The sequence below is a fragment of the Solidesulfovibrio carbinolicus genome, from assembly GCF_004135975.1.
GTDB lineage: Bacteria > Desulfobacterota > Desulfovibrionia > Desulfovibrionales > Desulfovibrionaceae > Solidesulfovibrio > Solidesulfovibrio carbinolicus.
Genome location: NZ_CP026538.1, coordinates 2,648,834 through 2,661,929, shown reverse-complemented (window position 1 = coordinate 2,661,929; position 13,096 = coordinate 2,648,834). Strand labels below are relative to the sequence as shown.

11 protein-coding genes are annotated in these 13,096 nt (G+C 67.6%); 7 read left to right on the top strand and 4 right to left on the bottom strand.

Translation table 11 applies throughout. From position 1 onward, the window contains the following. Window positions 1–6: 6 nt before the first annotated feature. The 3 genes from C3Y92_RS11975 to C3Y92_RS11965 form a co-directional block, all read right to left on the bottom strand. Window positions 7–1,431 carry an RtcB family protein gene (locus C3Y92_RS11975; protein ID WP_129352824.1) on the bottom strand — a complete coding sequence of 475 codons (1,425 nt, stop codon included), beginning with the start codon at window positions 1,429–1,431 and terminating at the stop codon, window positions 7–9. A 201-nt stretch (window positions 1,432–1,632) separates the two neighbouring features. Next, window positions 1,633–2,064, bottom strand: coding sequence for an ACT domain-containing protein (locus tag C3Y92_RS11970; protein ID WP_129352822.1), 432 nt, complete (start codon window positions 2,062–2,064; stop codon window positions 1,633–1,635). Between the two features lie 133 nt (window positions 2,065–2,197). After that, on the bottom strand, window positions 2,198–3,505 hold the full coding sequence (locus C3Y92_RS11965; protein ID WP_015861213.1) for a phenylacetate--CoA ligase family protein: 1,308 nt from the start codon (window positions 3,503–3,505) through the stop codon (window positions 2,198–2,200). Between the two features lie 179 nt (window positions 3,506–3,684). Here C3Y92_RS11965 and rsfS point away from each other — a divergent pair, with 179 nt between their 5' ends. From rsfS to C3Y92_RS11930, 7 genes are all read left to right on the top strand, one after another. Further along, window positions 3,685–4,149 carry a ribosome silencing factor gene (rsfS, locus tag C3Y92_RS11960; RefSeq protein WP_129352820.1) on the top strand — a complete coding sequence of 155 codons (465 nt, stop codon included), beginning with the start codon at window positions 3,685–3,687 and terminating at the stop codon, window positions 4,147–4,149. After that, window positions 4,146–5,681, top strand: coding sequence for a 2,3-bisphosphoglycerate-independent phosphoglycerate mutase (gene gpmI / locus C3Y92_RS11955; protein ID WP_129352818.1), 1,536 nt, complete (start codon window positions 4,146–4,148; stop codon window positions 5,679–5,681). The genes rsfS and gpmI overlap by 4 nt, the downstream gene beginning before the upstream one ends. Continuing rightward, on the top strand, window positions 5,678–5,923 hold the full coding sequence (locus C3Y92_RS11950; RefSeq protein WP_006919501.1) for a hypothetical protein: 246 nt from the start codon (window positions 5,678–5,680) through the stop codon (window positions 5,921–5,923). The genes gpmI and C3Y92_RS11950 overlap by 4 nt, the downstream gene beginning before the upstream one ends. 24 nt (window positions 5,924–5,947) lie before the next feature. After that, a complete protein-coding gene (locus C3Y92_RS11945; RefSeq protein WP_129352816.1) occupies window positions 5,948–6,664 on the top strand; it encodes a site-2 protease family protein in 717 nt (238 codons plus the stop codon). A 112-nt stretch (window positions 6,665–6,776) separates the two neighbouring features. After that, window positions 6,777–8,429, top strand: coding sequence for a phosphoglucomutase (alpha-D-glucose-1,6-bisphosphate-dependent) (gene pgm, locus C3Y92_RS11940; RefSeq protein WP_129352814.1), 1,653 nt, complete (start codon window positions 6,777–6,779; stop codon window positions 8,427–8,429). Beyond that, entirely contained in the window at window positions 8,429–8,698 is a 270-nt protein-coding gene (locus C3Y92_RS11935) for a hypothetical protein (protein ID WP_129352812.1), read from the top strand. Before pgm ends, C3Y92_RS11935 begins: the two co-directional genes overlap by 1 nt. Continuing rightward, on the top strand, window positions 8,695–9,168 hold the full coding sequence (locus tag C3Y92_RS11930) for a hypothetical protein (protein ID WP_129352810.1): 474 nt from the start codon (window positions 8,695–8,697) through the stop codon (window positions 9,166–9,168). Before C3Y92_RS11935 ends, C3Y92_RS11930 begins: the two co-directional genes overlap by 4 nt. Window positions 9,169–9,179: 11 nt before the next feature. On the opposite strand, the gene C3Y92_RS11925 is transcribed toward C3Y92_RS11930, so the two are convergent. Continuing rightward, complete coding sequence (locus tag C3Y92_RS11925; protein WP_129352808.1) at window positions 9,180–13,076, bottom strand: class I adenylate cyclase; 3,897 nt, start codon at window positions 13,074–13,076, stop codon at window positions 9,180–9,182. Window positions 13,077–13,096: the final 20 nt, after the last annotated feature.

Genomic DNA, 13,096 nt, shown 5'->3' with positions numbered 1-13,096 from the left:
CGGCGGTCACCCCTTGATGCAGGCCAGGGGACGAAGCCTGGCGGTTTTGACGGCCAGGCCCAGGGCCTGGGCGGCGGCGGCGGCCGCATCGATATCCTTGTAGGCTCCCGGAGCCTCTTCGCCAATCCCCTTGAAGCTTTTGGCCCGAAGGACCACGCCGACGCGCTCAAGTTCGGCCAGCACCTTCCGGGACGGAAAGCTCTTGGCGGCCTGCTTGCGCCCCATGGCCCGGCCGGCCCCGTGGCAGGCCGAGGCGAAGGACAATTCCCCCGCCCTGGCTCCCCCGGCCAGCACGTAGGAGGCCGTGCCCATGCTGCCGCCGATGATGACCGGCTGGCCGACGTTGCGGCAAAAATCGGGCAGGTCCGCTTGTCCCGGGCCGTAGGCCCGGGTCGCGCCCTTGCGGTGGACGTAGAGCGTGCGGGGCCGGCCGCTTACGGCGTGGCGCTCGGCCTTGCAGGTGTTGTGGGAGACGTCGAACAACAGCGGCAGTCGGCAGCCGGGAAACAGTTCGCCAAAGACCTCGCGCACGAGGTGGGTGATGACCTGCCGGCCGGCCAGGGCGCAGTTGACGGCGGCGCGCATGGCTCCGAGATAGGCTTGGCCTTCGGCCGAAGCTATCGGGGCGCAGGCCAGGTCCGGGTCGGGCAGGGCGATGCCGTGGCCGGGCGCGGCCCGGCGCATGGCGGCCATGTGGTCGGTTGCGACCTGATGTCCCAGGCCCCGGGAACCGCAGTGGATCGAGACCACGACCTGGCCCGGGCGCAGGCCATACGCATCGGCCGAGGCCCGGTCGAGGATGTCTTCCACCCACTGCACTTCGAGATAATGGTTGCCCGAACCCAGGCTGCCGAGTTCGTCGCGCTGGCGATCCTTGGCCATGGCCGAGACCTGCCCCGGGTCGGCCCCGGCCATGGTCCCGCCTTCCTCGCAGCGGGTCAAGTCGGCCGCCTCGCCGTAGCCCTGGCCAACGGCCCAGGCCCCGCCGCCGCGCAGCATCCGGTCCATGTCCTTGTCGGAGAGACGCAGCGCGCCGCCCTGGCCCACGCCGCAGGGCACGCGGGCAAAAAGCGCGTCGGCGATCCGGTCGCGCGCCGGGGCGACATCCTCCACCGAGAGATCGGTCAGCAGGGTGCGCACGCCGCAGGCGATGTCGAAGCCCACGCCGCCGGCCGAGACCACGCCGCCGGCCTCGGGATCGAAGGCGGCCACGCAGCCGATGGGAAAGCCGAAGCCGGGATGGGCGTCGGGCAGGGCGACCACCGGTCCGACCACGCCGGGCAGGCTGGCGACGTTGGCGAGCTGCCTGATAACGTCGGCCTCCAGGGCCTTGGCCGCCGCCTTGTCGCCGTAAAAGACGGCCGGAACCCGCATGGTTCCGGTTTGGGGCAGCTCCCAGGTAAAGGTGTTAATGGGGATCAGGCGTGCCATGCAAGTGTCCTTGGCCGGGCCGGTGTCGGCGCGTCGGCCGCAAGTGACCGAGTGTAGGACATGAGCACGGGTTTTTGTCAAGGCGCGTCGGAAGCGGGCAGGGTCCGGGCGGACAGCTTGCCAGGGGGGCGTTGCGGTTCAGGCGAATAAAAAAGCGCCGCTTCCGGCGAGAAGCGGCGCTTTTGTCAGCAATTGCGGCGGTTAGATGCTGTAGAGCTTTTCGCCGGGAATGATGGTGATGTTGTTTTTCTGCAACAGCTCGATGGCCTGATCAGTGCGGTCGAAGCGGAAGATGATGACCGCCGAGCGCTCGCACTGGTGCACGAAGGCGTACATATATTCCACGTTGACCCCGCCCGAGCACAAAAGGCTCAGGATGGCGTGCAGGCCGCCGGGCTTGTCCGAAACCTCCACGGCCACCACGGCGTTTCTGCCCACGGTGAAGCCGTTTTCCTTGAGCGCCGCCTTGGCTTTTTCGTGGTCGCTGACGATGAGGCGCAGGATGCCGAAGTCCGAGGTGTCGGCCAGGGACAGGGCGCGGATGCTGATGCCGGCCTCGGCCAGGACCCGGGTCACTTCTTCCAGGCGGCCGGCCCGGTTCTCCAGGAAAATGGAAATCTGTTCGGCTTTCATGGCGATGGTTCCCTCCGGATGACGGGCCTTTGCCCTTATTCGTGTCGTGTCCTCGACGGGCGGTCAAACCAACTGGCGACGTCCTCGCCTTGGCGGCGAATGGCCCCGCCGATTGCCCGAATGTCGCCGGGCGCTACTTGCCCTCGTTGCGCAGGTCGAGGATGCGCTTGGCCTTGCCTTCGGAGCGCTGGATGCCCCGCGGCTCGACCAGCTTGACCTGGGTGGTCACACCCAGGAATTCCTTGATGTTCTTCTGGATCTTGTTTTCCAGGCGCTGCAGGCCCTTGATCTCGTCGGAGAAGATCTTCTCGTCGACCTCGACCTGTACGGAGAGCGTATCAAGATTGCCCTCACGGCGCACCACCAGCTGGTAATGCGGGGTGAGGCCCTCGGTTTCGAGCAGGATGCTCTCGATCTGGGAGGGGAACACGTTGACCCCGCGAATGATGAGCATGTCGTCGCTGCGGCCCTGGACGCGCTGCATCCGGGCAAAAGTGCGGCCGCACTTGCAGGGGGTCTTGACCAGCCGGGTGATGTCGCGGGTGCGGTAGCGGATGAGCGGCTGGGCTTCCTTGGTCAGCGTGGTGATGACCAGTTCGCCGGCCTCGCCCGGCCCAACCGGCTCCTTGGTCACGGGGTCGATGACCTCGCACAGGAAATGGTCTTCCTGGAGGTGGGCCCCGTTTTGGGCCTCGATGCACTCGATGCCCACGCCCGGTCCCATGATCTCGGACAGGCCGTAGATGTCGATGGCCTTGATGCCCATTTTTTGTTCGATGTCACGGCGCATCTCGTCGGTCCAGGGCTCGGCTCCGAACACGCCCACGCGCAGGGGCAGCTCCTTGAAATCGATGCCGGATTCCAGGGCGGCCTCGTAGAGCACCAGGCTGTAGGAGGGCGTGCAGCACAGGACCGTGGCCCCGAAGTCGCGCAGCAGCATGACCTGGCGGCGGGTGCTGCCGCCGGACATGGGGATGGTGGTGGCGCCCAGGCGTTCGGCTCCGTAGTGGGCGCCGAGTCCACCGGTGAAAAGGCCGTAGCCGTAGGCCACGTGGATGATATCGCGGCGCGATGCCCCGGCGGCCATGAACGAACGGGCCATCATGGTGGCCCAGTTGTTCACGTCGCGCTGGGTGTAGCCGACAACGGTGGCCCGGCCGGTGGTGCCGGAAGAGGCGTGGATGCGCACCACGTTGTCCTTGGGCACGGCAAAAAGCCCGAAGGGATAGTGGTTGCGCATGTCCTGCTTTTCGGTAAACGGCAGGTAGCGCAGGTCGGCCAGGCTTTTCACGTCGCCGGGCTTGATGCCGGCTTCGTCAAAGGCCCGGCGGTAGAAGGCGACGTTGGCGTAGACCCGCTCGCACAGGCTTTGCAGCCGTTTGAGCTGCAGGGCTTCGAGTTCCTCGCGGGGCAGGGTTTCGGTATCCATGTCGAAAATCATGGGCGTCCTCCAAATGGCGTCGTCAGCGCATCCAAAAGGGATTCCTGCCGAAAGCGGCAGGCCGCGTCAAGAGAGGGCCGGGAAAAAGCCGGACGCTCCATTTGCGGGCCGGCGGCAAATCGCATAAGGAGTAGGGGTTGCCCGCCACGGCGGGCTTCAGTCATTTTTCTGGAGAACCAATGTCCGTCAAATCCGCTGATGCCAACATCGCTCCCGCCGCCAAGGCCGCCCAGGTCGCTGCCTGGCTCTACGAAAAGAAAGCCAAGGAAATACAGGCTGTAGACGTTACAGGCCTGAGCCCCATCTGCGAGGCCATGGTCATGGCCTCGGCCGGCAGCGCCCGGCAGGCCCAGGCCCTGGCCGACCACGTCCTGGCCCGTTGCGGCGAGTTCGGCTATTCTTACCTCGGCCAGGAAGGCTACCGCCTCGGCCAGTGGGTGCTGCTCGACCTCAACGACGTGCTGGTCAACATTTTCATGGGCGACCAGCGTTCCTTCTACAATCTCGAAGGCCTGTGGTCCGAGGGCAAGCCCATCGCCCTGCGTCTGGCCCCGGCGGCCAAGGCTGCGGCCCCCGGCACAGCCGACGCCGCGGATACCGCCGCTACCGATGACGCAGACGACGATCCCGAGAACGACGCATGAAGCCAACGCCCACCCTGCTGTTGATCCTCGACGGCTGGGGCATTGCCCCGGCCGGTCCCGGCAATGCCGTGACCGAGGCCGGCACGCCCGCCCTTGACCGTCTGCTGTCCGACAATCCGTCCACGACCCTGGCCTGCTGTGGCCGGGCCGTGGGCCTGCCGTCCGGGTTCATGGGCAACTCCGAGGTCGGCCACATGAACATCGGGGCCGGCCGGGTGGTTTATCAGGACATGACCCGCATCGACATGGCCGTGGAGGACGGGTCGCTGGCCGCCAATCCGGTCCTGGCCGAGCTGGCCCGGGCGTCGCTGGCCGCCGGTGGGCGCGTCCACCTCATGGGGCTTATCTCCGATGGCGGGGTGCACAGCCACATCAGCCACGCCAAGGCCCTGGCCGCCGCCTTCGCGGCGCTCGGGCAGCGCGACATCTTCTTTCATGCCCTGCTCGACGGCCGCGACACGCCGCCCGAAAGCGGGGCCGGCTACGTGGCCGACTTGCAGGCCTCCCTGGAGAGCCTGGGCGCTGGCCGCGTCGCCTCGCTCATCGGCCGCTTCTACGCCATGGACCGCGACAACCGTTGGGAGCGGGTGGCGCAAGCCTACGCCGCCCTGACCGAGGGGGTAGGCGAGCCGTTTACCGACCCGGTTGAGGCCGTCAAGACCGCCTACGCCGCCGGGGAGACCGACGAATTCGTCAAGCCGCGCGTCCTGGCCGGAGGCGAGGGGGTCATCCGCGACGGCGACGCCGTGTTTTTCTTCAATTTCCGGGCCGACCGGGCGCGCGAGATCACCAAGGCCCTGGCCTTCGCCGATTTCGACGCCTTTCCCCGGGGCCGCGTGCCCGCGTTGTCGGGCTATGCCACCATGACCGAGTACGACGGCTCGTTTGGCCTGCCGGCGGCCTTTGCGCCGGTGGCCGTCACCGACGTCCTGGGCGAGGTCTATTCCCGGGCCGGCCTGACCCAGCTGCGGCTGGCCGAGACGGAAAAATACGCCCACGTCACCTATTTCTTCAACTGCGGCCGCGAGGAGCCTTTCCCCGGCGAGGAGCGTGTGCTGGTGCCTTCACCCCGGGACGTGGCCACCTACGACCTCAAGCCCGAGATGAGCGCCGCCGCCGTCACCGACGCCTTTCTGGCCTCCATGGACAAAGGGCACAGCCTGTCGGTGGTCAACCTCGCCAACTGCGACATGGTGGGGCACACCGGCATCCTGGAAGCGGCCAAGACGGCCGTGCGCACGGTGGACGCCTGCGTGGCCCGCATCATCGCGGCCACCACGGCCGCCGGCTGGCGGGTGCTGGTCACCGCCGACCACGGCAACGCCGAGGAAATGATCGCGCCCACAGGCGGCCCCATGACCGCCCATACGCTGAATCCCGTGCGGCTCATTCTGGTTGATCCGGCGCGCAAGGGCGTAACGCTCTCGCCGGGCAAGCTCGGCGACATCGCGCCGACCATTTTGCATCTGGCTGGGCTGCCCGTGCCCGAGGCCATGACCGGACAATGTCTGATCGCCGGGGAGGGGGCATGAGCAGCGAATCGCGCAAGCCGCTGACCCCGGCCAAGCCTGTCGGGGTGGAGCTGGTGTTTCTCTATCCCTGCCCGTTTTGCCGGCGCGAGGTGCCGGTGGTGGCTCCGGTCAAGCCGGCCATGATCGCCTGCGACGCCTGCCGAGGCCGGTTTCCCATCGTGCCCGTGGACGAGCGTTCGGTGCGCTACGTCAAGATCGCCATGGCCGGCGGCAAGGCGGCCATCGACCCGGATTTCATCTGACGCTTGGCGCGTCGGAGGCGTTCCATGACCTATGTCGTTGTCGCGGCGCTTTTGGGCCTGCTCGTTTTCGTTCATGAACTCGGCCATTTCCTGGCCGCCAAAGCGGTCGGCATCCCGGTGGCCCGGTTTTCCCTGGGCATCGGGCCGGTGCTGGTCAGCCGCACCGTGGGCGGGGTGCGCTATTGCCTCAGCGCCGTCCCCTTTGGCGGCTATGTCCTGCCGGACCTGCGCGACGAGGCGGCCTATCTGGCCCTGCCCCTGGGCAAACGGCTGATCTTCTCCCTGGCCGGCCCCCTGGCCAACATCCTTTTTGCCCTGGCCGTCTATGCCGCCCTGACCCTGGCCGCGCCCGGGGCGCTTGGCTGGGCCGCCCTGGCCGTCAAGCCCCTGGCCCTGTGCTGGAAGACCCTGGCCGGCATGGTGGCCGGCCTGGGCGCGCTTTTTTCCCGGCCAGAGCAGTTAAGCGGCGTGGTCGGCATTGTGGCTGAGGGTTCGCGTTTCGCCGGCTCCGACCTCACTCGCCACGCCATCCTTGCCGCCCATCTTTCGCTTTCCCTGGCCGTGTTCAACCTGCTGCCGCTGCCGCCCCTGGACGGCGGCAAGATGGTCTTCGACACCCTGGCCCGTCTGTGGTCTGGGCTTTCGCGCCTGTACATCCCCGTGGCCGTGGGCGGCTGGTTGGCGCTCATCGGCCTTATGGGCTACGCCACGGTCCAGGACGTCTGGAAGTATTGTCTCTAATCGCGCGACGCGCCTCGAACTGCCCCGATTTTCCATCCAATCGTCGCCCGCTGTGGACCAAAACGCCGTCTTCGGGCACGATGCTCGGGCCACGCCCCAAGGAGGACCCCCCATGGCCGTCAGTCCCCTCGCCGGCAAGCCGGCGCCGCGTTCGCTTCTCGTCAACGTGCCGCGTCTGGTCGCCGCCTATTATGCCGTCAAGCCCGATCCGGCCGATCCCTTGTGCCGCGTTGCCTTTGGCACCTCCGGCCATCGGGGCACGTCGTTTAACGGTTCCTTCAACGAAGACCACATCCTGGCCACGACCCAGGCCATCTGCGACCACCGGGCCGCCCAAAAGATCACCGGGCCGCTGTATCTGGGCATGGACACCCACGCCCTGTCCGAGCCGGCCTGGATCAGCGCCCTGGAAGTGCTGGCCGCCAACGGCGTCGCCGTGCGCGTCCAGGCCGGCCGGGGCTACACCCCGACCCCGGTCATCTCCCACGCCATCTTGACCTTCAATCGCCATCACCGGGGCGTGTTGGCCGACGGCATCGTCATCACGCCGTCCCACAATCCTCCCGAGGACGGCGGCTTCAAGTACAATCCGCCCTCGGGCGGCCCGGCCGACACCGACATCACCAAGGCCATGCAGGACGCCGCCAACGCCTACCTGGAAAAAAAGCTGGCCGGCGTGCGGCGCATGACCCTGGCTTCGGCCCTGGCCGCCGAGACCACCGAGCAGTACGACTATATTGCCCCTTACGTGGCCGATTTGGCCAACATCTGCGACATGGGGGCCATCCGCGAGGCCGGGCTGCGCCTGGGCGTCGATCCCTTGGGCGGTTCGGGCGTGGCCTACTGGGAGCCCATGGCCGAGCGCTATGGCCTGAACCTGTCGCTGATCAGCGACGTGGTGGACCCGACCTTTTCGTTTATGACCGTGGACAAGGACGGCAAGATCCGCATGGACTGCTCCTCGCCCTACGCCATGGCCCGGCTCATTGAGCACAAGGGTTCCTACGACATCGCCTTTGGCAACGACCCGGACTACGACCGCCACGGCATCGTGACCAAGGGCGCGGGGTTGTTAAATCCCAACAACTACCTGGCCGTGGCCATCAGCTACCTTTTCGCCACGCGCCCGGGCTGGCGGGCCGACGCGGCCGTGGGCAAGACCGTGGTGTCCAGCGCCATGATCGACCGGGTGGCGGCGGGGCTTGGCCGCAGGCTGTGCGAGGTGCCGGTGGGCTTTAAATGGTTCGTTCCCGGGCTTATTGACGGCTCCTTCGGCTTTGGCGGCGAGGAGAGCGCCGGCGCGGCCTATCTGCGCTTTGACGGCACGGTCTGGACCACGGACAAGGACGGCATCATCATGGATCTGCTTGCCGCCGAGATCACGGCCAAGACCGGCAAGGACCCGGCCGAGCACTATGCCGAGCTGGCCAAACGCTACGGCGAGCCCATCTACGAGCGCATGGACGCTGCGGCCACCAAGGCGCAAAAAGCGGCCCTGTCCAAGCTCTCGCCCGAGCTGGTGGCGGCTTCGTCCCTGGCCGGCGAGGCGATAACGGCCAAGCTGACCAACGCCCCGGGCAACGGCGCGGCCATCGGCGGGCTGAAGGTGGTGACGGAAAACGGCTGGTTCGCGGCCCGGCCCTCGGGCACCGAGGACGTCTATAAAATCTACGCCGAGAGCTTCCGGGGGCGCGACCACCTCAAGGCCCTGCAAGCCGAGGCCAAGGAGATCGTGGACGCGGCCTTTGCCGCCGCCGGCGTATAATGCTCCCCGGCGTCCCCGGCGTTCCTGACGCCCTCGACGCCGACGCCCGCCGGCTTTTGGCCGCCTTGGCGGCCGAACCGGACGCGCCGTTCCCGGACCGGGTGTTGCCCGGCGAAACGGCCCTGGGGCTGGGCTACGGGCCGGGAATGGCCTGGAAGCTGCTGTGCCGGCTCTGTGCAGCCGGATACTACGAATACGACATCTCGGCCTACAGCGGCCGGCTCACCGAAGCCGGCCGGCGGGCTGCCAAAAGGAATGCAATCTTATGAAACTTGCCCAGCATTGTCTTTCCGCCGTTCCCCTGGCCCTGGCCGGCTACGCCGCCTCGGGCGGCCGTTTTTCCGGCGCGATCATGGCCGGCCTGTCGAGCGTGCTCATCGACTGCGACCACGTGCTGGACTACCTGCTCTATAAAAAACGCTGGGGTGGCATGAAGGACTTTTTCGCCAGTTGCGAAGAGGGCCGGCTGCCCAGGCTTTATCTGGTGCTGCACTCCTTCGAGTTCGTCATCTTCCTGTGGCTGCTGGTCGGTTTCGGCATCGCCGCGCCCTGGGGCGTGGGGCTGACCATCGGCGTGACCGGCCATCTGCTGTTGGATTGGGTGGGCAACCGCCATGTCGTCAAGCAGTCGTTTTACTGGATGTCCTTCCGGGCCATGCACCGTTTCGACGGCAACGAACTGTACGTCACGCCGCCGGTTGCGCTGGAAGACCCGGCCGAGGAAAGCGCCCGGGCCTAAGGCGCGAGACATCAACTTTTCTTGGCCCGCCGCACGGCTTGGCACAGCGACTTGGCCGGAGCGTAGACTTCGATGCGGGCGTCGGGGTCGAGGGTCAGCCCCATGGAATCGATGAGATAGTCCCGGGGCGAGACGCCCAGCGGTTCCAGGGCCGTGGTCCGTTCCAGGTGGAAAAACTCCCCCCAGCTCGTGGCGTAGAGGGTGTCGATGCTCACCGTCGCGCGTTCCTCCCGCGGGGCCATCATGTTGACCACCAGCAGGGCGGTCGTGACCTTTTCCGGCGACAGCCCCCAGGACAGGGGCGGGTTGAAGGTCGCCCGGGCCGGGAACAGGTCATGGACGGCGGTCAGGAGCCCCACGCAGTCGGGCAGGGTGAGCGGGGCCGGCAACAGCGTCGCCTGGACATGCAGGCCCGGCCGGTAGAGTTCGTTGGCCACAAGCCAGGCGGCCAGCCGCACCACGGAGAGTTCCTGGCGCAAGGTCTCCTTTTGCCGGGATTTGCGCGTCCCGCCGCGCACGGCCGGCTCTCCCTTAGCCACCAGCCCCGCTTCGCGGCTCTTGCCGTCTTCCAGTCCGATCTCCAGCGAATCGAAAAGATGCCGACCGGGCCGCAAAAACGGCAGCCGCATGACCTTGCCCACCCGCTTGGCGAAGCTGGCCGCGATGCGCCGCGACAGCATGGCCTGGTCGCGCTCGGTCAGTCCGCCGGCCGCGCCGAGTTCGGCGCTGCGGTTTTTGAGGCGTTCGTAGGCTTTGAGGAAATAATTGGAAATGGCGTCGCAAAGAACCATGCCCTGGGCAAAGCCGGTTTCGGCATCGGCCCCGGCCTTTTTGGGCAGCGGCGGGCAGGAGCCGGTCGCCGGCGGGGCGTAGGGAAAGAAGTGATCGAGGATGGCCTCGCCGGTACGGCTGGCGTATTCGTCGCAGGGGTCGAAGCCGGTTTTTTGCAAAAAGGCCTGTCGCAGCAACTCCATGGCTCCGGCCTGGCCGCTTTCTTCGTAGTGGCGGCTGACTTCCTTAAACAGCAGGGCATACGGATCGCAGCGCCACAGGCCTCCCTGGCTGGCCAGGATGGAAGCTTTCAGCGTCTCGCACAGCAGGTTCGGCCGCCCGGGATGGGCGGCGTACTTCTCCAGTAACCCGAACTTGATGATGGATTTGAACGGACTCGTTAGGGATTTGACGATCATCCACAGCGACGCGCCAAAATATTCGTCCCCGGCGATGGCCCGTACGCAGCCGAAGTCCAGGCAGTCGGCGGCCACATCGGCGGCGGTGCGGCCAAGGGCGGCCATGGCCTTGGCGTAGCCTTCCTCGGCGATGTCCGGCGGCAGGCACCACCAAGCCGGCTTCTTGCCAGCCACAACCAGGGCCGTACGGTAGAATTCCTCCTTGAGCAGGCAGCCCTGGGCCGAGCCGTAGCCTTCGTCGGCGGAGTAGCCGAAAATGTTGTCGCGGATGTCGGACACGCTCATGAGGAAAAAGTGGATTTCGAGATGGTGGTCGCGGTCGGCCTGCCGGCTGACGGCGTCGAGCTTGTCCTGGAAAGCGGCCAGATCCGGTCGGGCGGCGTCGGCTTCGGCCAGCACGATCCAGACGTCGAGGTCGGAGTCGTCGGTCTGGGCCACGGTGCCGACGCTGCCGATGGTATAGACGGCCTCGACCCGGATGGCGTCGTTGGGGAGGGTGGTTGCTTCGGCGACGCGGTCGCCGAAATGGGAGGCAGCCAGGCGGGCGGCGGCGAGGGTGGGAAGCTGCCCGGCGATGCGGGCCGCCGGGGCCGGGCGCAGGCCGTTGTCGTCGCGCACCAGCGGTGCCTGGACTAGGGTCGGCAGCACTTCCAGGAAGGCCGCCCCGTCCTCGCCGAGCCGCCGTCTGGCCCAGGCCAGGCGGCGTTTGTTGTTGGCGAGCATGGCCAGGCGGCGGCGGCGGTAGTCGCGGCCGGCCAGCACGATGTCGCACACCGCCGCAATCAGACGCAGCCCCGGGCCGTCGGCCAGGGCCGAAGGAAGCGGCTGGCCGGCCTCGGCCGCTTCGAGGATGGCGGCGGCTTCGTCCCGGGCCACCGCGCCCAGGATGTCGGGTTCGTCGGTGGGGCCTATAAAACGCGATTTGGCGAAATAGCAGCCCTCGGTGCGCACACTTTGAAATCGGATGCGGACAAACGTCGCCATCTCGAACAGGCAGTCGGAAAAAACCACGCCCTGGCAGGCGCAGTCGTGGACCACCGCCCGCACCAGGCTGGCAGCACGCAACCGGCAACGGGTCAGGGTCAACCCGGCCAGGGTCGCGCCGATGAAATCGCAGGCCAGGGCGTCCAGGCCCGTCATGGCCACGTCCTCGCCAGCCAGTCCGCCAAAGGCGCAAAGCCGCATGTCGCAGTCGATAAAGCGCACCTTGCCCAGCACAGCTTCGGAGAAACGGCAGTTGAGGAACCGGCAGCCGGCAAAAGTCACGTTTTCCAGGCGAGCGCCTTCGAAATTGACGTCGGCGAACTGGGTTGCGCTAAAAATGGTTCCGGTCATGACCGCGCCCATGAGGCTGACGGCTTTGAGGGAACATCGGGCCACTTCGACGTCGGCCAGGACCGCGCCGTCCAGGGCGGTCCACATGATCTGGCGTTTTTCCAGGCGCGCGCCCGGCGTGGCCAGTTCCCGACGCAGGTTGTCGGCCGGTTCGCCGGAAGTCCCGGACGGCTGGGCGACCAGGGTCTTGACGCGGCTCCAAAGGCCTTTGCCGGTTTGGCCGGCGGCCGTGGCCGGTCCCGGTAGAGGGGAACGCACGGGGAGAGGGCGGGCGGCGGCCCGGGCGCGGGCGGCCAGATCGGCGGCCAGAACCTCAACAAGCGCCTGGTCGGCCGCGCCGGCCTTGGCCAGCCCCCGGGCGGCGGCCTGGGCCGGCCCGGGCAGGGCGGCGGCCAGCACGGCGTACACGGCGCAGACCATGGCCCGGCGGCTCTGGGGCGGCAGGGCGCGCAGCGCCTGGCCGTAGGCGGCGTGGGATAATCCGGCCAGGCAGGGAGCCAGTTCGGCCACACGCCCGGGTTCGGCGACGGCCAGGGCGGCCAGGGCCTGGGCTGCTTGGGTCTCGTCGCAGCGGGCCAGGGCACACAGGGCGGCGGCGGTGAGCGAGGGTTCCGGAGATTCGACAAGTGCCCGGGCCGGGGCGGCCACGACGGCCTGGTCGAGTCCCGGCGTCTCGGCCAGGGCGCGGCAGATGATCTCGGCCGAGACTTCGTCCAGATCGCCAAGGCGTGCCGCGAGCTTTTCCACCAGCCCCGGCTCACGCAGCCGGCCGGCCACCCGGGCCATGTACCGGATCTGTTCGGCCGAAAGGTCCATTTGCAGCAGCCGGGCCAGCCACATGCCCAGGCGTCCCCGGATGAGCGCGTTTCGCAGGGGCAGGGCCGGGTATTCGTGGCGGTTGGCCAAGAGGTCGAGGAGAATGAGCAGCTCGTCGGGGATGCGCTCCACCACGTCCTCGAGGATTTCCAGGCACAAAGCGGCGGTTTTGGGGCGCTCGGCTCGGGGACGGCGGAAAAAAGCGTTGGCGAAAAGGAGTTTTTCCTCGTCGCGAAGGTTTGCCAGCAGGGAGACGGCCAGTTCCTCGGGCAGGGTTTCCAGGTGGGTGACGGCCAGCACCTCGCCCTCGACGCCCAGGCGAAAGAGCAGGGGAAAGGCCTGTCTGGCGAAATTTTCATCGCCGGCGTCGAGCAGCGCCGCCAGGAGAAAAGCCACCTCGGAGGCTTCGGCGGCCGTGCTCGGATCGTCCACGCCTCCCCGGTCGATAAAGGCCAGGGCTTGCCGGGCCAGGGGCAACAGCGCGCCGAGGTCGGAACCCGGCGGCTGGGACAGGCCCGTGCGCAGGGTCCGCATGATGGCCCGGGCCGGCGAGCCCGGCCGGCTCACGACCGGCTCCGGTGGCGGGA

Coding starts and splice junctions, on each gene's coding strand:
- C3Y92_RS11975 (WP_129352824.1), bottom strand. CDS start 1,431: ATGGCACGCCTGATCCCCATTAACACCTTTACCTGGGAGCTGCCCCAA.
- C3Y92_RS11970 (WP_129352822.1), bottom strand. CDS start 2,064: ATGAAAGCCGAACAGATTTCCATTTTCCTGGAGAACCGGGCCGGCCGC.
- C3Y92_RS11965 (WP_015861213.1), bottom strand. CDS start 3,505: ATGATTTTCGACATGGATACCGAAACCCTGCCCCGCGAGGAACTCGAA.
- rsfS (WP_129352820.1), top strand. CDS start 3,685: ATGTCCGTCAAATCCGCTGATGCCAACATCGCTCCCGCCGCCAAGGCC.
- gpmI (WP_129352818.1), top strand. CDS start 4,146: ATGAAGCCAACGCCCACCCTGCTGTTGATCCTCGACGGCTGGGGCATT.
- C3Y92_RS11950 (WP_006919501.1), top strand. CDS start 5,678: ATGAGCAGCGAATCGCGCAAGCCGCTGACCCCGGCCAAGCCTGTCGGG.
- C3Y92_RS11945 (WP_129352816.1), top strand. CDS start 5,948: ATGACCTATGTCGTTGTCGCGGCGCTTTTGGGCCTGCTCGTTTTCGTT.
- pgm (WP_129352814.1), top strand. CDS start 6,777: ATGGCCGTCAGTCCCCTCGCCGGCAAGCCGGCGCCGCGTTCGCTTCTC.
- C3Y92_RS11935 (WP_129352812.1), top strand. CDS start 8,429: ATGCTCCCCGGCGTCCCCGGCGTTCCTGACGCCCTCGACGCCGACGCC.
- C3Y92_RS11930 (WP_129352810.1), top strand. CDS start 8,695: ATGAAACTTGCCCAGCATTGTCTTTCCGCCGTTCCCCTGGCCCTGGCC.